The organism is Pseudomonas lini (assembly GCF_030812475.1).
In the GTDB taxonomy this organism is placed as follows: Bacteria; Pseudomonadota; Gammaproteobacteria; order Pseudomonadales; family Pseudomonadaceae; genus Aquipseudomonas; species Aquipseudomonas lini_A.
Genome location: NZ_JAUSSR010000017.1, coordinates 113,385 through 131,937 on the forward strand (window position 1 = coordinate 113,385; position 18,553 = coordinate 131,937).

General features: G+C 60.0%; 17 protein-coding genes. 6 read left to right on the plus strand and 11 right to left on the minus strand.

Annotation, left to right across the window (positions count from 1 at the left end; genetic code table 11):
- The first annotated feature begins 125 nt into the window (after positions 1 to 125).
- The gene (locus J2W17_RS27215; RefSeq protein WP_307342095.1) at positions 126 to 1,124 is read left to right on the plus strand and encodes an AraC family transcriptional regulator; all 999 of its coding nucleotides are present in this window, start codon (positions 126 to 128) and stop codon (positions 1,122 to 1,124) included.
- Positions 1,125 to 1,282: 158 nt separating this feature from the next.
- On the opposite strand, the gene J2W17_RS27220 is transcribed toward J2W17_RS27215, so the two are convergent.
- The 3 genes from J2W17_RS27220 to J2W17_RS27230 all read right to left on the minus strand — a co-directional run bounded on the left by J2W17_RS27220 (position 1,283) and on the right by J2W17_RS27230 (position 4,024).
- Complete coding sequence (locus J2W17_RS27220) at positions 1,283 to 2,629, minus strand: ATP-binding protein (protein ID WP_307342099.1); 1,347 nt, start codon at positions 2,627 to 2,629, stop codon at positions 1,283 to 1,285.
- Positions 2,626 to 3,303 (minus strand): response regulator transcription factor, encoded by a 678-nt coding sequence (locus J2W17_RS27225; RefSeq protein WP_307342102.1) that lies wholly within the window; start codon positions 3,301 to 3,303, stop codon positions 2,626 to 2,628. The genes J2W17_RS27220 and J2W17_RS27225 overlap by 4 nt, the downstream gene beginning before the upstream one ends.
- Positions 3,304 to 3,421: 118 nt before the next feature.
- Positions 3,422 to 4,024, minus strand: coding sequence for a hypothetical protein (locus J2W17_RS27230; protein WP_307342105.1), 603 nt, complete (start codon positions 4,022 to 4,024; stop codon positions 3,422 to 3,424).
- Between the two features lie 147 nt (positions 4,025 to 4,171).
- Here J2W17_RS27230 and J2W17_RS27235 point away from each other — a divergent pair, with 147 nt between their 5' ends.
- Positions 4,172 to 4,963 carry a dienelactone hydrolase family protein gene (locus tag J2W17_RS27235; RefSeq protein WP_307342110.1) on the plus strand — a complete coding sequence of 264 codons (792 nt, stop codon included), beginning with the start codon at positions 4,172 to 4,174 and terminating at the stop codon, positions 4,961 to 4,963.
- Positions 4,964 to 5,017: 54 nt separating this feature from the next.
- The gene (locus tag J2W17_RS27240) at positions 5,018 to 5,743 is read left to right on the plus strand and encodes a 4'-phosphopantetheinyl transferase family protein (RefSeq protein ID WP_307342113.1); all 726 of its coding nucleotides are present in this window, start codon (positions 5,018 to 5,020) and stop codon (positions 5,741 to 5,743) included.
- A 41-nt stretch (positions 5,744 to 5,784) separates the two neighbouring features.
- Here the strand turns inward: J2W17_RS27240 and J2W17_RS27245 are convergent, their stop codons facing one another.
- A complete protein-coding gene (locus tag J2W17_RS27245) occupies positions 5,785 to 7,395 on the minus strand; it encodes an ATP-binding protein (RefSeq protein ID WP_307342116.1) in 1,611 nt (536 codons plus the stop codon).
- Positions 7,392 to 8,105 carry a response regulator gene (locus J2W17_RS27250; protein ID WP_307342119.1) on the minus strand — a complete coding sequence of 238 codons (714 nt, stop codon included), beginning with the start codon at positions 8,103 to 8,105 and terminating at the stop codon, positions 7,392 to 7,394. The genes J2W17_RS27245 and J2W17_RS27250 overlap by 4 nt, the downstream gene beginning before the upstream one ends.
- A 739-nt stretch (positions 8,106 to 8,844) precedes the next feature.
- Here J2W17_RS27250 and J2W17_RS27255 point away from each other — a divergent pair.
- Positions 8,845 to 11,739, plus strand: coding sequence for a ribonucleoside-diphosphate reductase subunit alpha (locus tag J2W17_RS27255; RefSeq protein ID WP_307342122.1), 2,895 nt, complete (start codon positions 8,845 to 8,847; stop codon positions 11,737 to 11,739).
- Between the two features lie 303 nt (positions 11,740 to 12,042).
- Here the strand turns inward: J2W17_RS27255 and flgE are convergent, their stop codons facing one another.
- From flgE to J2W17_RS27285, 6 genes are all read right to left on the minus strand, one after another.
- Positions 12,043 to 13,380: a flagellar hook protein FlgE gene (gene flgE / locus J2W17_RS27260; protein ID WP_307342125.1), complete on the minus strand. Its 1,338-nt coding sequence runs from the start codon at positions 13,378 to 13,380 to the stop codon at positions 12,043 to 12,045.
- A 31-nt stretch (positions 13,381 to 13,411) separates the two neighbouring features.
- Positions 13,412 to 14,134, minus strand: a complete 723-nt coding sequence (flgD, locus tag J2W17_RS27265; protein WP_307342128.1) for a flagellar hook assembly protein FlgD — start codon at positions 14,132 to 14,134, stop codon at positions 13,412 to 13,414.
- A gap of 15 nt (positions 14,135 to 14,149) precedes the next feature.
- Entirely contained in the window at positions 14,150 to 14,593 is a 444-nt protein-coding gene (flgC, locus tag J2W17_RS27270; protein ID WP_307342130.1) for a flagellar basal body rod protein FlgC, read from the minus strand.
- Between the two features lie 3 nt (positions 14,594 to 14,596).
- On the minus strand, positions 14,597 to 15,004 hold the full coding sequence (flgB, locus tag J2W17_RS27275) for a flagellar basal body rod protein FlgB (protein ID WP_307342133.1): 408 nt from the start codon (positions 15,002 to 15,004) through the stop codon (positions 14,597 to 14,599).
- 368 nt (positions 15,005 to 15,372) lie between these two features.
- Entirely contained in the window at positions 15,373 to 16,200 is an 828-nt protein-coding gene (gene cheR / locus J2W17_RS27280; protein ID WP_307342135.1) for a protein-glutamate O-methyltransferase CheR, read from the minus strand.
- Positions 16,201 to 16,245: 45 nt separating this feature from the next.
- Positions 16,246 to 17,178, minus strand: coding sequence for a chemotaxis protein CheV (locus tag J2W17_RS27285; protein ID WP_307342137.1), 933 nt, complete (start codon positions 17,176 to 17,178; stop codon positions 16,246 to 16,248).
- A gap of 81 nt (positions 17,179 to 17,259) precedes the next feature.
- Here J2W17_RS27285 and flgA point away from each other — a divergent pair, with 81 nt between their 5' ends.
- Both flgA and flgM read left to right on the plus strand, forming a co-directional pair.
- Positions 17,260 to 18,021 carry a flagellar basal body P-ring formation chaperone FlgA gene (gene flgA, locus J2W17_RS27290; RefSeq protein ID WP_307342141.1) on the plus strand — a complete coding sequence of 254 codons (762 nt, stop codon included), beginning with the start codon at positions 17,260 to 17,262 and terminating at the stop codon, positions 18,019 to 18,021.
- Positions 18,022 to 18,187: 166 nt separating this feature from the next.
- Positions 18,188 to 18,514: a flagellar biosynthesis anti-sigma factor FlgM gene (gene flgM / locus J2W17_RS27295; protein ID WP_307342145.1), complete on the plus strand. Its 327-nt coding sequence runs from the start codon at positions 18,188 to 18,190 to the stop codon at positions 18,512 to 18,514.
- Positions 18,515 to 18,553 lie beyond the last annotated feature (39 nt).

Below are 18,553 nucleotides of genomic sequence, written 5' to 3' on the forward strand. Positions count from 1 at the left end.
TTGCAGCAGCGTGGCGGAATCCCGCCAATCGACCGAACCCTGTCCTGTAATTTGGCGGATATCCGCCTTGTTGATCGCCCGTGCTCCCGGCTAACATCCGCTGCTCGATAGACGGACCTGCCTCTATGCGCGAACGCACCATCGCCAGTCATTTCGCCCGCGCTGCCCTGGGAGGGGCGCGCCAGCGTGGGTACGACTATTCGAACCTGCTGCAGCGACTGGGGATCAGCGTCGAAATGCTCGACGAGCCGCGTGCCCGCATCGCGCCCGAGCAGTTCGCCCGGTTGATCCAGGGATTGTGGCTGGCACTGGACGACGAGTACCTGGGTTTCGGGTCGGCTCCCAGCAAACCCGGCAGCTTCGCGATGATGTGTCATGCGGTGATCCACTGCCGCAGCCTGGAAAGCGCGCTCAATCGCGGCTTGTTGTTTTACAGCCTGTTCCCCGGGGCTCCGCGCCTGAGCCTGGCCCGCGAAGACGAATGGGTACGCCTGAGTCTCGACGATGCACAGCTGTGGGACCCGGACCATTTCCTCAGCGAGAGCCTGTTGCTGATCTGGCATCGGCTTGGCAGCTGGATGATCGGCCAGCGCATCCGTCTGGAGCAGGCCACCTTCAGTTATCAAAGACCCGAACACGGCGCGGAATACGACTTGCTGTTTTCCTGTCCGCTGCAGTTCAAGGCGGCGCAGAGCAGTCTGCTGTTTCACGGCCGCTACCTGAATATGCCGCTGTTGCAGGACGAGCGAACCCTCAAGCGTTTCCTCGAACGGTCCCCCGCCGACCTGTTGTCGCGTCCGGATGATGGCGACAGCCTGAGTAGCCAGTTGCGGCGTTTGCTCAGCCGCGACCGTTCTTGTTGGCCTGACCTGGAAACGGTGGCCGCGCACCTGCACATCAGCCCGCAGACGCTGCGTCGACACTTGCGTGAAGAGGGTTCCAGCTTTCAGGAACTCAAAGACCAATTGCGCCGGGACATTGCGATTTATCACCTGGGGCGTGCGGATCTGTCGTTGCAACAGATTGCCGAGCAGCTGGGGTTTTCCGAGCCTTCGGCGTTTCATCGGGCGTTCAAGAAGTGGACGGGGGTGACGCCGGGGGCCTACCGCGCCCGGGGGAACTGAGCTTCGGGGCCAGGCTCCAGGGTGAACTCACTGGCCTCATCGCGGGCAAGCCCGCTCCCACAGGGTTCATTGTCGTTCACAAATACTGTGTCCAAAGAAATCCCTGTGGGAGCGGGCTTGCCCGCGATGAGGCCCGAAAGAACGACATCAAACTCAGGTCATACCACCGGAATTTTAATCCGGAACGCCGCCCCACCCAGAGGTGAATCATCCAGGGTCAGCTTCGCGCTGTAGCTTTCGATGATGTCCTTGACCACCGCCAGACCAATGCCCTGCCCCGGATGCTGGCGGTCCAGTCGTTCGCCGCGCTGCAGAATCCGCGCACGCTGATCCGGCGGCACCCCGGGGCCGTCATCCTCGACGCACAGCTCGATCCCGCCCAGGGTCTCCCGTACGCTGACCCGCACTTCGCCGAGACACAGGCGATAGGCGTTTTCCAGCAGATTGCCCAACATCTCCAACAGGGCGCCCTGCTCGATCGGCACATGACACGGCTCCGGCAGATCGAGTGTCACCCGCACCTGCTTGTCGCGATAAACCTTGTCCAACGTGTCGCACAGGCTCTGCAATACCGGACGCAAGCGCACCTGATGGCGCACGAGTCCGCTTTTGCGCAGGCTGGCGCGCTGCAGCTGATAGCCGATCTGCTGGCTCATGCGCTCGATCTGGGATTGCAGGACCCAGGCCTGATCGCGATCCGCCGGCCGCAGGGCCATGTCCTCACTGACGCCTTGCAGCACGGTCAACGGCGTTTTCAGGCTGTGGGCCAGATCATCGAGGGAATCGCGATAGCGGCTTCGCTGGTCGCGCTCGCTGTACAGCAAACGGTTCAGGGAGCCGGTCAGGCGCAGCAGTTCGCTCGGGTGTTGTTCGCTGAGGCTTTCGCGGGTGCCGCTTTCGATCTCGTCCAGTTCCTGACTCAGCCGGCGCAACGCCTGCAAGCCCCAGGTCAGACCGATCCACAGCAACGCCAGCAACACCAGCAAGGCAGCGCCGAAGCCCAGGTAAAGGTTTTCCCGCAGGCCCTCAAGGGTGGTTTCGTAGTCGCGCAGCGGTTGCAGGGCGACAAAACTGAATGCCGCACTTTTGCCGCCGAGCAATTTGACCTCGACGTCATAGACGAAGAATTCCTGGCCATTGGCTTCGCGGATCCTCGCGAACTCGTTACCGTGGCCGTCGTAACGCGGCGTGTAATTGATGTTCTCTTCGAGGGTGTCTTTCGAGCGCCAGACCAGTCGACCTTCACGGTTGTAGATATAACCGAGCAAACGGCCATCGGCCAGATTGAAACGTTCGTCGGGCAGTTGCGCCGGCATTTGCAAACGGTTGTTCTCTACCCGCGCGGCCGAGATCAACGTGGTGACGTCCGACGCCAGGCGCTGCTCGATGGCATCCTGCAATGCCAGGCTGAACGCGCCCTGCATCGCCGGCAGCAAGGCCAGCATGAACAATACCGCCAGGAGGGTGGCGGCGAGCATCAGACGTATCCGAAGAGAACTGATCAAGTGCAGCGCTCATTGAACAGATAGCCGAGGCCACGCACGGTATCGATCGGTTTGAAGCCGGTGGGTCCCTCCAGCTTGCGGCGCAGGCGGCCGACCAACACTTCGATCACGTTTGGATCGCGCTCGCCATCATCCGGGTAAAGCTGCTCCATCAAGCGGTCCTTGGGCACCACTTGCTGGTGATGGCGCATCAAGTATTCGAGTATCCGGTACTCATACGCAGTCAGCGCCAGCGGCTGTTCATCAAGGGATGCCTGCTTGCGATTGAGGTCCAGCAGCAGCGGCCCGGCGACAATCGTCGACTGGGTGAACCCGCTGGAGCGACGGAGCAAGGCATTCAGGCGCGCCTCCAGTTCTTCGAACTGAAACGGCTTGACCACATAATCGTCGGCACCGGCCGCAAGGCCCTCGACCTTGTCTTGCCAATTGCCACGCGCGGTGAGGATCAGTATCGGAAAGGTCTTGCCCTGCGAGCGCAGCTGACGGATCAGGTCCAGCCCACCCATGCCCGGCAAGCCGAGATCGATCACCGCCAGGTCGTGGTTGAACTGTTCGGCCTGATAAAGCGCCTCGGTGGCGTTGGCCACGGATTCGACCACGTGGCCGCTATCCGTCAGGCGGGTTTGCAGGTGATGGCGCAACAGCGCTTCATCTTCGACGACCAGCAGTTTCATAACGCCCTCCCGGGCCAATCAACGTCGTGAGACACAAACGGCACGCTTCGATGCCTGACAGGACGACGCCGGACCAGCCTCCTGGGTTGATCCGGTACCGGCCTGTCGCGAACGCTTTTCAGAAAGCGTAGTTAGCGGAAATGTACGCCTGGGAACTGCTGTTCATGCTCAACGAACCTTGTTTGCTGCCGCTGTGGTCGCGCATCTCGGTGCCGGCATTGGTGCGCAGGTAACGGTAACCCAGTTCAACCGACGTGTTTCGCGAAACCTGTTGCAAAACACCCGCCTGCGCACCGTAGGTGTAACCGACGTTGGTGTCGCGGCTGAAGCCTGTCGATTCCTGACTCACTTTGGTCAACCCCGCCGAGACGCCGCCGAACAGCTTGGTGCTGCCGCCGCCCGGGTAGAAAAGATCGTAGCTGCCCAGCAGGTTTTCCTGACGCATTTTGATGCCATTGTGCGACCCCGACACATTGTCGTAAGTGGCGTAGTAGCGGCCCTGGCTGTTTTGCCGACCCAGGCGCAAGCCCCAGGTATTGTCCTTGTCGATCACGCCATTGGCATTCGGACGGTCGAGGTTATCGCTCAAGGCGCGGGACTTTTTGACCTTGTCGCTGGTCTGTCCATAAGTAAGGCCGACGAAATTGTCATCGGAGGCGAACGCTGCCGTGCTCGCGCCCATTACGGTAATTGCCAGAAGCAGTTTTTTGAATCCAGTCATGGGTGAAACTCCTAGTGAGTGACGTGTTGTTTGGCTACGGGGCAAGATTACTGACCTCGCCCTGAACGCCCCCTGAACACGCGCTTAACCTGAGCTGAACCAGATCCACCCAGCTGTCTCGACGACTTTCCTGCAGGAGACTCGATCATGCGTATGCTCTTTGCCTTCTTCTTGCTGGCCGTCAGCGGGTTGACCCAGGCCGCCATCAAGACTCAGGAAATCCCGTACCAAAGCAGCGACGGCACCCGGCTGATCGGGTATTACGCCTACGACGATGCCATCAAGGGTCAGCGTCCGGGCGTGGTCGTGGTGCACGAATGGTGGGGGCTCAACGACTACATCAAGCGCCGTGCACGGGAACTGGCCGGCCTGGGCTACAGCGCCCTGGCCATCGACATGTATGGCGATGGCAAGAACACCGAACATCCGAAGGACGCCATGGCGTTCATGGAGGCGGCGTTGAAAGACAGTGCTGCTGCCAGCGCACGCTTCAAGGCCGGTCTCGACCTCCTGAAGAAACAGACGCAAACCGATCCGCAAAAAATCGCGGCGATCGGTTATTGCTTCGGTGGCGCGGTGGTGTTGAACGCGGCACGTCAGGGCGTGCCTCTGGCGGGCGTGGTGAGCTTCCACGGCGCGCTGGCGACCAGGACACCGGCGACGCCAGGCAGCGTAAAGGCCAAAGTCCTGGTCGAGCATGGCGCCCTGGACAGCATGGTCACCCAGGATAACGTTGCGGCGTTCAAGGCGGAGATGGACAAGGCGGGGGCCGACTATCAATTCGTCAGCCTCGAAGGCGCCCGGCACGGGTTCAGCAATCCCGAGGCGGATCGTCTCGGCCATGGCGATCACGGCGGACCTGACATCGGCTACAGCAAGGCGGCGGATGAAAAATCGTGGGCGGATATGCAGGCGTTCTTCAAGAAGATCTTTGGCTGACCGCGGTTTACGCCAGGACTACCCAGCACCCGGCCAACCCGGCAAAATGCCGACATGAATTACGCCCCCGCCCTACCCGTCTGCTGCGCCCCACTTGAAGCCGATTGGCCGCTCCCCTTCGTGCTGCCCGATACCGTTCTGTTGGGCACTCACTTCGACACCGCACAACTGGCCAGAGATGATTTTCAACGCAGTGCCATCGAGCCGCCGGCCAGCATCCAGCGTTCGGTCGCCAAGCGCCAGGCGGAGTTTCTCGCCGGACGGGTCTGCGCCCGGGCGGCCTTGCAAGCACTGGAAGGATTAAACTTTGTCCCGGCCATCGGTGAAGACCGGGCACCGGTGTGGCCGGCACATATCACCGGCTCGATCACCCACAGTACCGGCCGGGCGGCGGCGATCGTCGCGAAGAAAAGCCACTGGCGCGGGCTGGGCATGGACCTGGAAAACCTGCTCGACCCTGACCGGGCCGAACGCCTGTCCGAGGAAATCCTCACCGCGCCAGAGCTACAGCGTATGAACGCAGGCCGTCGGGATCAGCTGGCACTGCTGGTGACCCTGACGTTCTCGGTGAAGGAAAGTTTGTTCAAGGCGCTGTACCCGATCGTTCGGCAGCGGTTTTATTTTGAACATGCTGAAGTGCTGGAGTGGAGTGAGCGGGGTGAAGTGCGGCTGCGGCTGCTCGCCGACCTGTCCAGCGAATGGCGCAGTGGCACTGAGCTGGATGCGCAGTTCGGGGTGATGGATGGGCAGTTGTTGAGTCTGGTCAGCATCAAGGCCTGAACATTTTCGGTGTTTGGGAGGGCCTCATCGCAACGAAGATTTCATCGTTTTTCCTGATTCCGCGGCCAACTCAAACTGAAACAAGCCCCACCCAGGCTCTTGCTCTTGCTGATCAACGCCCGGCCACCATGCCAATGGACGATCCGCCGCACGATGGACAACCCCAACCCATGCCCGCCCGAGGCACGGGTGCGGCTGTCATCGAGGCGCAGGAACGGGGTGAAGATTTTCTCCCACGACGATTCCGGCACGCCCGGCCCATCATCCTCGACATCCACCCGACAGCGCTGCTGACCCACTTGATAGCTGACAGTCACCCGCGATTGAGCGTGGCGCATGGCATTGCTCACCAGATTCTGCAACGCCCGGTGCAGGTAACGTGGCTCGGCCTCGACCCAAGCATCGTCGCAATCGGCGGCCGACAGGCACAGGCCGCGTCGCACCGATATGTCGGCCCGCAACGGTGCCAGTTCCTCGATCACCTGATTGACCAAGGCATCCAGGTCGATCCGCTGAAAGTTCAACGCCGGCGAGCCCTGTTCCAGGCGCGCATAAGTCAGCATTTCGTCCACCAGTCGATCGAGGTCCTCGATGTCATGGTCCATGCCTTCGCGGTACTTTTCCAGTGCTTGCGGGGTGGTGGCCGAGCCGATCATCTCCAGGCCAAAACGCAGGCGTGCCACCGGGGTGCGCAACTCATGGGACACGGCGCGTACCAGTTCGCGCTGAATCGCCAACAGCTGCTGCAAATGCTCGGCCATGCCATTGAACGCCGAAGCCAGGCGCCCCACCGAGTCCGCTCCGCGTGCCGGCACCCGGGTTTCCAGGCTGCCCTTGGCGATGCGCGTGGCCGCGGCTTCCAGGCCACGCAAGCGGCGCTCCAGCTGACGCACCAATAAATAGACGATCAAACCGATCAGGCTCAAGCCCAGCGCCGCGATCAGTACCAGCCACTCCGGCGGGTAAGGATTCATCTGATACAGCGGCCCGATCTCCAGGACCCAGGGCGTGCCGACCATGCCGGCAAACACCCGGATCGAGTCGCCGCCCTTGCCCAGGGCCATCACCGTATCGCCTTCGGCCACCCGACGGCTCTGGTCTTCGTCCATGTCGGCCTGGTCGACCGTGACCAGTTGCAGATCAAAGCCGAAGCCCTTCTCGTCCTTTAATTGCGCCAGGCGCCTGGGCTGCTCGGCCACCGGGACGCGCACCAGTTCATCCGCCAGCAGGTAAATGGTCGCACGCGCCAATTGCTCGCTGATCTGCTGCACCTCGCCCGTCAGTACAAGCTGCTCCTTGTCACTGACCAGGCGGTAAACCTTTGCCGCGTGCGGCCCGGTCTGCTCCACCAGCGCCTGACCACGCAGCACGCGGGTGCGCTGCGTGAGGTCGAGCCCGGTCTGGTCGAAGGTCTTCAATGCCAGGGGAATCCCGAGCAGCCGCTCCCACACCAACAGGGTTCGGTGGCGCTCCGTCGGGTTCATCGGTTGCAGATTGTCGGCCATCAGCGCAAACGTGCCGTGGGCCAGGCGTTCGCGGTATTGCTCGCTGCGGACCTGGTTGAGCAGGTGCAAAGCCAGTACGCCCAGGACCGCCACCAGAATCAACGCCGCGCACATGCCACCGTAGATGCGCAGGAAGATTGAATTCACAGGGTGCAGGCCTCTGGCACGAACAAATAGCCTTTGCTGCGGATGGTCTTGATCAGCCGCGGATGCTCCGGGTCGTCGCCAATCTTGGGGCGAATGCGCGAGATACGCACGTCGATGGAGCGATCCTGACCGTCATAGCCGATGCCACGCAACGCGGTGAATATTTCTTCCCGGGACAGAATGCGCCCGGCATTCGCCACCAGCAGCCAGAGCAGGTCGAACTCGGCGCTGGTCAGCTCGATGCCGTTGTCATTGAGCCAGGCTTCGCGTAACGCGTTGTCCACCACCAGCGGACCGAATTGCAGGCGCCGGAGCTTTTCCGGACTGGTTTCGGGAACTTCACTGCGCCGCAGCAAAGCCTGGATGCGCGCCAGCAGCAACCGGGGGCGAACCGGTTTGCAGACATAATCGTCGGCCCCCAGGTCCAGGCCCAGAATTTGATCGGTGTCGTCGCTTCGGGCCGTGAGCATCAGGATAGGGCCGTCAAAACGCTCGCGGACCTTGCGGCAGATGCTCAGGCCATCCTCGCCGGGCAGCATCAGGTCGAGGATCACCAGATCCGGCTGCTCACTGATGATGCGGGCCGCAGCCAGGGCGCCATTGCCTTCGATCGACACACGCAGACCGTTGGCCTCGAGGTATTCGCGGGTCAATTCGGCCAGACGCTGGTCGTCCTCCACAATCAACACCTGCCAGGCTTCTTGCTCCACGGTGACCTCTGCGTGCCAACAACTCGAAATAAGGAAGGATCCGCCCGTCTTTTTGTCATGACCAATGGGGGATAAGAATGCATCTGCAGTGGCCGATTGTATAAACGCCACTCGCCGAGAACACAAGCGGGTAAATGCGTTCGGCCAGCCCGGTTTTTTGTGGTAGGGTTCGCGCCCTTAAAAATCCGACTGACCGTTTTCAAACATTGAAAATCGGTGAAAAACGGTCCGATCCAGTCGAGTCGCGGCCTACACGCACGTTCCAACTTTCACACACAATTTACGCACAGGTTTATCCACAGGTAGTACGTTGCAACCCCCCCAAAAACGCATTATCTTGTAGCCCGGCGAAAAAAAAACCCTACATGTAGGGTTTTGCATCAAAAACCAAACACAAACCAGACACCGATTTCAAGCGCTTTTATTGCCTCTGTCAGGTTGAACCAAACGTATTTTCGAAAGACCAAACCGCGCATGCGGCTGGCTACTGTTCTCGAGCCGAAAACGGCGACAACGGTACGGGTGTTGCAGTCAGTTACTGTCACCCAACAGGATCCCGGTTCCAGGCACAAGGTCTGGAGCCACATTACTTCGGCATGGAAGCGGCGCACTGTAGCCCTTCCTGATCTGTCCCGAAGTTGGTATGCCCGGCCCCTGGCCGGTTGTAGTGCTTCAGGACGGAACGGTGGGCACCGTGATGGTGCCCAAACAAACATAGAGAATGTGGAGACAACCCCCCATGCAAACCGACACAACTCGCGAGAACCCGCAGGGTACCTTGCCGCAGGCCGCTGATTCGACTTCGGATCTGTCCGCGACCGCGCCGGGTCAACTGCGCGTGATCAAGCGTAACGGCACTGTCGTTCCTTACACCGATGACAAGATTACCGTCGCCATCACCAAAGCGTTCCTCGCAGTTGAGGGCGGCACCGCTGCCGCCTCGTCGCGAATCCACGACACCGTTGCCCGCCTGACAGAGCAGGTCACCGCGACCTTCAAGCGTCGCATGCCATCGGGCGGCACCATCCACATAGAAGAAATCCAGGACCAGGTCGAACTGGCCCTGATGCGTGCCGGCGAGCAGAAAGTGGCTCGCGACTACGTCATCTACCGTGACGGCCGCTCCAAGGAACGCGCCGCCCACGCACCGGCCGAGGCCGCGGTGGATGCTCACCCATCGATCCGCATCACCCGCGCCGATGGCACTTTTGCACCGCTGGACATGGGTCGCCTGAACACCATCGTCACCGAAGCGTGCGAAGGCCTGGAAGAAGTCGACGGCGACCTGATCCAGCGTGAAACCCTGAAAAACCTGTACGACGGCGTGGCCCTGACCGACGTCAACACCGCCCTGGTGATGACCGCCCGTACGCTGGTCGAGCGCGAACCGAACTACTCGTTCGTGACCGCCCGCCTGCTGATGGACACCCTGCGTGCCGAAGGCCTGAATTTCCTGGAAGTGGCCGAAAGCGCGACCCACCACGAAATGGTCGACCTGTACGCCAAGGCCTTGCCTGCGTACATCGCCAAGGGTATCCAATTCGAATTGCTGAACCCGGTCCTGGCCACTTTCGACCTGGAAAAACTCGGCAAGGCGATCAACCACGAGCGCGATCAGCAGTTCACCTATCTGGGCCTGCAAACCCTGTACGACCGTTACTTCATCCACAAGGACGGCATCCGCTTCGAACTGCCGCAGATTTTCTTCATGCGCGTGGCCATGGGCCTGGCGATCGAAGAGAAGAACAAGGAAGACCGTGCGATCGAGTTCTACAACCTGTTGTCGTCCTTCGACTACATGTCTTCGACCCCGACCCTGTTCAACGCCGGTACCCTGCGTCCACAGCTGTCGAGCTGCTACCTGACCACCGTGCCGGACGATCTGTCGGGCATCTACCACGCGATCCACGACAACGCCATGTTGTCCAAATTCGCCGGCGGGCTGGGCAACGACTGGACCCCGGTGCGCGCACTGGGCTCGTACATCAAGGGCACCAACGGCAAGTCCCAGGGCGTTGTTCCGTTCCTGAAAGTGGTGAACGACACCGCAGTGGCCGTCAACCAGGGTGGCAAGCGCAAAGGCGCAGTCTGTGCCTACCTGGAAACCTGGCACATGGACATTGAAGAGTTCATCGAACTGCGCAAGAACACCGGTGATGATCGTCGTCGTACCCACGACATGAACACCGCCAACTGGATCCCTGACCTGTTCATGAAGCGCGTCTTCGATGACGGTCAGTGGACCCTGTTCTCGCCATCGGAAGTGCCGGACCTGCACGACCTGACCGGCAAGGCCTTCGAAGAGCGCTACGAGTACTACGAAGCCCTGTCCCAGTACCCTGGCAAGATCAAGCTGTTCAAGACCATCCAGGCCAAAGACCTGTGGCGCAAGATGCTGTCCATGCTGTTTGAAACCGGCCACCCATGGCTGACCTTCAAAGACCCGTGCAACCTGCGCAGCCCGCAGCAGCACGTCGGCGTGGTTCACAGTTCGAACCTGTGCACCGAGATCACCTTGAACACCAACAAGGACGAGATCGCTGTTTGCAACCTGGGCTCGATCAACCTGCCGAACCACATCGTCAACGGCAAGCTCGACACCGCCAAGCTGCAACGCACCGTGAACACCGCCGTGCGCATGCTCGATAACGTGATCGACATCAACTACTACTCGGTGCCGCAAGCGAAGAACTCCAACTTCAGGCACCGTCCGGTCGGCCTGGGCATCATGGGCTTCCAGGATGCGCTGTACCTGCAGCACATTCCTTACGGTTCCGATGCTGCCGTCGAATTCGCCGACAAGTCGATGGAAGCGGTCAGTTACTACGCGATCCAGGCGTCCTGCGACCTGGCCGACGAACGCGGCGCCTACGAGACATTCCAGGGTTCGCTGTGGTCCAAGGGCATCCTGCCGCTGGATTCGCAACAGATCCTGATCGAACAACGTGGCCAGCAGTACATCGATGTCGACCTGAAGGAATCCCTGGACTGGGCGCCGGTTCGTGCCCGCGTGCAGAAAGGCATTCGCAACTCCAACATCATGGCCATCGCACCGACCGCCACCATCGCCAACATCACTGGCGTATCGCAGTCGATCGAACCGACCTACCAGAACCTCTATGTGAAATCGAACCTGTCGGGCGAATTCACCGTGATCAACCCGTACCTGGTTCGCGACCTCAAGGCTCGCGGCCTGTGGGACTCGGTCATGATCAACGACCTGAAGTACTATGACGGTTCGGTGCAGCAGATCGAGCGCATCCCGCAAGAACTCAAAGAGCTCTACGCGACGGCGTTCGAAGTGGACACCAAGTGGATCGTTGACGCAGCAAGCCGTCGCCAGAAGTGGATCGACCAGGCTCAATCGCTGAACCTGTACATCGCTGGCGCATCGGGCAAGAAGCTGGACGTGACCTATCGCATGGCCTGGTACCGTGGCCTGAAAACTACCTACTACCTCCGTGCGCTGGCCGCGACCAGCACCGAGAAGTCGACCATCAACACCGGCAAGCTGAACGCGGTTTCCAGCGGCGGCAACCACGGTGAAGATTCGGTCCTGGCTGCACCTGCCGGCCCTGCTCCAGTGCCGAAGGCGTGCGCCATCGACGAGCCGGATTGCGAAGCTTGCCAATAAGCTGAGCCGGTAGGCGCCCTCCAGGTACTTACCAGGAAACCCCCGATGAGCCTCTGGTTTGTCGGGGGTTTTCTTTTGTCTCAAGAAAAACGGTGGCCCGGCCGCACCCATCGCGGGCAAGCCCGCTCCCACAGGGTTTGGCGTCGCTCACGGCTGTTACGAACGACACAAAATCCTGTGGGAGCGGGCTTGCCCGCGATGGGGCCCGCGCAATCAACAAAAACCTTGTTCCTGACAAAAATCCCGGCCACAAAAAAGCCCCACTCGCGAGGGGCTCCTTGCAAAGCATTCAACCAACCAATATCACGCCATCTGAATAATGGTCTGCATGATGGTGCTCTGGGTTGAGATGGTCTTGGCATTCGCCTGGTAGTTGCTCTGCCCCTTGATCAAGTCGACCAGTTCGTTGGTCAGGTTGACGTTGGACTCTTCCAGGGCGTTGGATTCGATCACACCCAGGGTCCCGCTTTGCGGCGCATCAAAGCCGGGAATGCCCGACGCATAGGATTCCTTCCAGCTGGAGCCACCAATAGGCTGTAAACCTTGTTCGTTGGTGAAACTGGCCAGCGAAATCTGACCGATAGGCTTGGTCTGATAGTTGCTGAAGTTGGCCAGCAATACCCCGCTGCCGTCGATACTCAAGCTGGTGATCTGACCGGTGGCGTAACCGTCCTGGGCAGGAATCGTACGCGCGGTGTCGGCGTTGAACTGCGTCGTGCTGCCCATCGCGACAGTCACGCCCTCCGGGTTGGCGGCGGCGCCGTTGGCCTTCCAGACGCCGGCGGTCACAGTGCCCGGAGTCCAGCCGGTGATCTTCAAATCGTTGCTGATAGTCGCAGTGGGCGGAACGGTCGGTGGTGTCACGGGTGTGCTGACCGAAACCAGCTTGCCGCTCGAATCGAAGCTCATGGTCGAAGCGACGGGGGGCGTAGCAGTGGCCACAGGGTCGCTGCCATCCGGGTTGCGGCCATCGATCAGGGTGTAGGAGTCCCAGGTATTAGGGCCCGTCTTGACCATGTACTGATCCATGACGTGCTGGTTGCCCTGGCTGTCGAAAACCGGGGTGCTGAATTGCTTGGTGAAGGTGGCCTGCTTGGACGGATCGAACTTGTTGGCGGTAATCGACTGATCGATCACATCAGCCGTGGAGTTCAGGTTGATCGTCGAAGACACCGTGCTGGTGGACTTCGGCGCCAGGTTCGAAGTATCGATGCGCAAGTCGGTCAACACACCGTTCTGAATCTTGCCATTGGCATCCACACCGTAACCCTGCAGACGCGAAGTGCCATCGGTATTGGTAACGTAGCCTTCCTTGTCGACCTTGAACGTACCGGCGCGGGTGTAGGACAGCGAACCGCTGTTATTCAATACGAAAAAGCCGGAGCCGTTGATGCCCATGTCCAACACATTACCGGTGTTGTTGATGTCGCCCTGGGTGAATTGCTGGGCAACGTTGGCCAGGCGCACCCCGCTCCCGACGGCCTTGCTGCCGGTCCCCAGCTTGCTCGCCGAGTAAACGTCCTGGAATTCGGCACGGGACGATTTGAAACCGGTGGTCGCGACGTTGGCGATGTTGTTGCCGGTCACGTCCAGTTGTTTGTTGGCTGCATAGAGACCGCTAAGGCCGATATTGAAAGACATATTCCACTCCTCTGTGCCGTGTTAGTCGGCTCTACATACCAATGGTTTGTACTTTGGACAGGGCGATGCTGCCCAGTCCGGCCAGGTTGAGCATCAACTCACCGCCGGTCTGGCTGATGGTCACGCTGTTGACGGTCGCCGGGAGATAGGTGATCAGCGCCACGGCCTGATCATCGATGGTGGTCGCAGCGGCGAAGGTGTAAGTACCTGACTCAACCGTTTTGCCTGAATTGTCCTTGCCGTCCCAGATGAAGCTGGCATTGCCGGCCGACTGACTGCCCAGGTCGATGGTGCGAACGGTCTTGCCGTCCTTGTCGCTGATTTTCAAGGTGGCGCCGGCTACCGAATCCGGGATCACCACCGTGCCGGTCATACTCTTGGACGTGTCGACCACGGCTTTGTCGCTCGGCGCAATGACCGAACGCCCCACCAGCGACGAAGCCTGCAATGCCTGGGACGAGTTGTAGTTGCTGGCGAGGCCCGTCACCGTGTCGTTAAGCGAGGTGATCCCCTCCAGGCTGCTGAACTGCGCCAATTGAGCGACGAACTCGCCATTGTCCTGCGGCTCCAGCGGATTCTGGTTTTTCAGCTGGGTAACCAGCAACTGCAGGAATGCATCCTTGCCCAAAGCTTTTTTGCCTGTGGCGCTGTCCGTTGCCGACGCCAGGCCGTCGGTATTGGTATGGGTCTTGATCGAGGAGTTGGCCAGGATGTCGTTGAGGTTCAAACCACTGGAGGTATCAATCACACTCATCTGAGTCGTCCCCTATCACTGACCCAGGGTCAGGACCTTCTGCATCATGGTCTTGGCGGTGTTCATCATCTCGGCGTTGGTCTGGAACGAACGGCTCGCGGAAATCATGTCGGCCATTTCTTCCACCACGTTGACGTTGGGGTAATAGACGTAGCCCTTGGCGTCAGCCGCCGGATGGTTCGGCTCGTAGCGTGCGTCCAGATTGCTCTGGTCTTCGACGACGCCCAGCACTTGCACGCCCTGGCCGCCGGCGTCCTGGTTCTGGAACAGCGAATCCCCGCCGCCGCTCTGGGCGCCCTGGAACATGGTGGCGAACACCGGGTGACGCGCGCGGTAAGTCTGGTCGATGCTTGACGAGACGGTCTCGGCGTTGGCGATGTTACTGGCGACGGTGTTCAAGCGAGTGGTCTGGGCACTCATGCCGCTACCGGCAATGTTGAAAACGCTGGCGAGGGACATGAATCATTCTCCACGAAGGGCTGAGATCAACCCTTTGAATTTGCTGTTGAGCAGGGTGAAGCTGGCCTGGAAGTTGACCGAGTTTTCCGCATAGGCCGATTGCTCGAGCTGAGCGTCCACGGTGTTCTGGTCGATCGACGCCTGCATCGGCGTGCGATACAGCAGCGACTCATCGCCACTACCCAGGCCTTCAGCTTCGATATGACGGCTGTTGGTCATGTTCAAGGCGAAAGAGCCGCTCTTGGTCTTCTCGTTCTGTGCGGCGAGCACTGCCGAGAAGTCCAGGTCCCGGGCTTTGTAGTTCGGGGTGTCGGCGTTGGCGATGTTATTGGCCAGGACTTCGGCGCGCTTGGCGCGAAAGCCCAGGGCCTGTTCGTGGATACCGAGCGCTTTATCGAAGCTGATGCTCATGTCGGAAACCTTCAGGTGACCTGATTTTTCGTAGGATGACTTTGCAACAGCAAGCGTCGTGCCAATTCAAAAAAAGCCCGTGAACCGGGGCTTTGCGGGCAGGGGCAAGCCGGCAATGCCAGAAAAGCGGCAACCGGTTTCCGCTGTCTGCCGCTTTTCTGCCGCTTCACCCCCATTAGCGAAACACCACCATGTCCCTGTAGGAGCCGGCTTGCCGGCGAAGGCGGTGGGTCAGCCAACCTGTTTGTCGACTGGACGGACGCCTTCGCCGGCAAGCCGGCTCCTACAGGGGGCGTGGTGTCGGCGGGAATTCATTGGGCAAAAAAAAGGGAGCCGCTGAGAACTCCCGTTTTTTGACTGTCACTCAATCACTTCGCCTGGTAAATAATCCCCGGACTGCACTGAACCATCTGGTAATGATCCGGCAAACCGTTCAGCGCTTCGGAAGCGCCAAGGAACAGATAACCGCCGCGCTTCAGCGTGCCGTGGATACGCAACAGAATGTCTCTCTTCACCTCGGCGGAGAAGTAGATCAGAACATTGCGGCAAAACACGATGTCGAACTTGCCCAGGCTCGCGTAGCTGTCCAGCAGGTTGAACGAGCGGAACTCCACCCGGCTCTTGATCGGTGCCTTGATGGCCCAGCGCCCCGGTCCCTTGGGGTCGAAATAGCGCTGCAGGCGCTCGGGCGACAGTCCGCGGCCGATGGCCAGGCTGTCGTACTCGCCGCTCTTGCAGTTGGTCAGCATGGTGCCGGACAGGTCGGTGGCAACGATCTGCGCCCCCATTTTCAACTGGCCCAGATTGACCCGCTCGAATTCATCGATCGACATCGACAGCGAATACGGTTCCTGACCCGACGAGCACGCCGCCGACCAGATCCGCAGACGCTGGCCGGGCGCGGCCTTGATCGCTTCGGGCAGCACCTTGTTCTTCAAGACTTCAAACGGATAGGTGTCACGAAACCACAGGGTTTCGTTGGTCGTCATGGCATCAACCACGCTTTCGCGCAAACCGCTGCGCGGCTGGGTCTGGATGCGCTGGACCAGCTCACCCAAGGACTTGATGCCTTGCAGCTCCATCAGTTTGTTGAGACGGCTCGCGACCAGGTACTGCTTGTTTTCACCGAGCAAAATGCCACAGGCTTTTTCCAGGAAGACCCGGAACTGTTCGAAATCCAAATTACCCGTAGACAAGATACCGCCTCTTAAATCGTGTTGACCGCCAGGGACAGAAGGCCCCTAGCTGAAGTCTGCTGCTTTGATCCGGTCGACTACCCGGGATGCCAGGTCATCAGGACGGAATTTGGCCAGGAAGTCATCGGCACCGACTTTCTTGACCATCGCCTGATTGAACACACCCGACAACGAAGTATGCAGGATGATATGCAGCTTTTGCATGCGCGGGTCGTTGCGGATCTCGGCCGTCAGGGTGTACCCGTCCATTTCCGGCATCTCGATGTCGGAAATCATCATCAGGAACTCTTCTTCCGGCTTCTTGCCCTCTTCGACCAACTTGCGCAGGTAATCCAGCGCTTGCCGGCCATCGTTCAGCGCCACCACTTCAACGCCGACCGTTTGCAGGCAACGCGAAACCTGCTTGCGCGCCACCGACGAGTCGTCGACCGTCAACACGCGCAAGGACAACGCCTTGTGCCGGGTGTCGCCATCCACCACGCCATCGGAAATCGCCTCCGGGGTCGGCGCCACTTCCGCCAGCACCTTCTCCACATCGATGATTTCGACCAACTGATTGTCGACCCGGGTCACCGCCGTCAGGTAATGATCGCGTCCCGTGCCCTTGGGCGGCGGATGGATCTCCTCCCAGTTCATGTTGACGATGCGTTCAACCGAGCGCACCAGGAACCCCTGGGTCTTGGTGTTGTACTCCGTGATGATCACGAAGGGATTGCTTTGATCACGCAACCGACCGGATCCGGTCGCCATCGCCAGATCGAGAATCGGAATAGTCGCCCCTCGAATACTCGCCACACCGCACACGACAGGATTGGACTTGGGCATCAGGGTCAGCTTGGGGCATTGCAGCACCTCACGAACCTTGAATACGTTGATCCCATACAGCTGCTGACCGTCGAGACGGAACAACAACAGCTCAAGGCGATTCTGCCCCACCAGTTGCGTGCGCTGGTTTACCGAATCCATTACACCAGCCATGCCCAGACTCCTACTCCAACGCTAAGTGTGTTGCGACGCACATTCATCACTAAACGGCACGGCGCTTGCTTTTCAACCCTTATGAACCCAGACCCGACATTTTTCCGACGCCTGACCTCCAACTGCCGCCAATGGCGCGGCGTGCTGGCGGCCGTGTGCCTGTTCAACACCGGCGGCCCTGCCGTTGCCGACACGGTTACCTTGCCTGACATGCTTATCGGCGTCACTCAGGGCTTTCTTGAATTCTCCGTCGAAGACTATCTGGCGAGCAGCCAAACGGAAGGCCGCTACGAGATCCAGGTCAACCCGCTCGACCCGCGACTGCGCATGCCGATGTGCGACAGGGAATTGACAGCCTCCCTCGAGAGCCCGGCCAAGCCGCTGGGCCGGGTCACGGTCAAGGTTCGCTGCGAGGGCGCCTCCCCCTGGACCGTCTTCGTGCCCGCTCAAGTGCGCTTGTTTCGCGACATCGTGACCACCACTCGCCCCCTTCGCCGCACAGGTATTGTCGAGCCCGATGACGTGACCTTGCGTGAGCGTGACATCAGTCTGATCAACCAGGGGTACCTGACCTCGGTGGAGCAGGCGATCGGGCAGAAACTGACCCGACCAATGGTCGCTGACCAGGTCGTTACCCTGGTACATCTGGAACAGGCCGAAGTCATCAGCAAGGGCGACCAGGTGGTGATTACCGCCCGCAGCGGTACGCTCAGCGTGCGCATGCCCGGTGAAGCACTGTCCAACGGCGGCATGCGTGAACAGATTCGAGTGAAGAACCTTAACTCCCAACGGGTCATCAAGGCGCAAGTCATCGCGCCTGGACAGGTGGAAGTGGCCATGTAGGGCTGCGTATTTGTGAAGATGTGGCGCGTCGCTCGACTGTTCCCTAAACTGTCCTGCATGCATGGCAAGCGCTGGCGCGCGCAAGCTCATTGAGAAATGAGCCTAAAGTTTTACCGGGTATGGCCGAAAACATGGCAAGCGTCCAAATACCCCGAGGTTTTTTATCATGGTCATCGATTTCAACCGATTGAACAGCTCCTCGTCATTGACGGGCAGTACACGTACCAGTGCTGCCAGGGAAACCGCCGAACCAGGTAAATCGGCACCGCAAAGTACCGCGGCCGAACAGGCCGGTACCGTCAAAAGCGGGGAATCGGTACACATCAGCAATGAGGCTCAACAGTTGCAGAAGGTCACTGACACGCTGCGCGATCAGCCTGCCGTCGACAAAGCCCGAGTGGCCGAGTTGAAAGCAGCGATTGCCGATGGCAGCTATAAAGTCGACAGCAACCGTGTCGCCAGCAAACTGCTCAACTTCGAAGCCCAGCGCTAGGCCACGGCCTGCGCCAGGCTTTTGGACGCTTAAAACCCA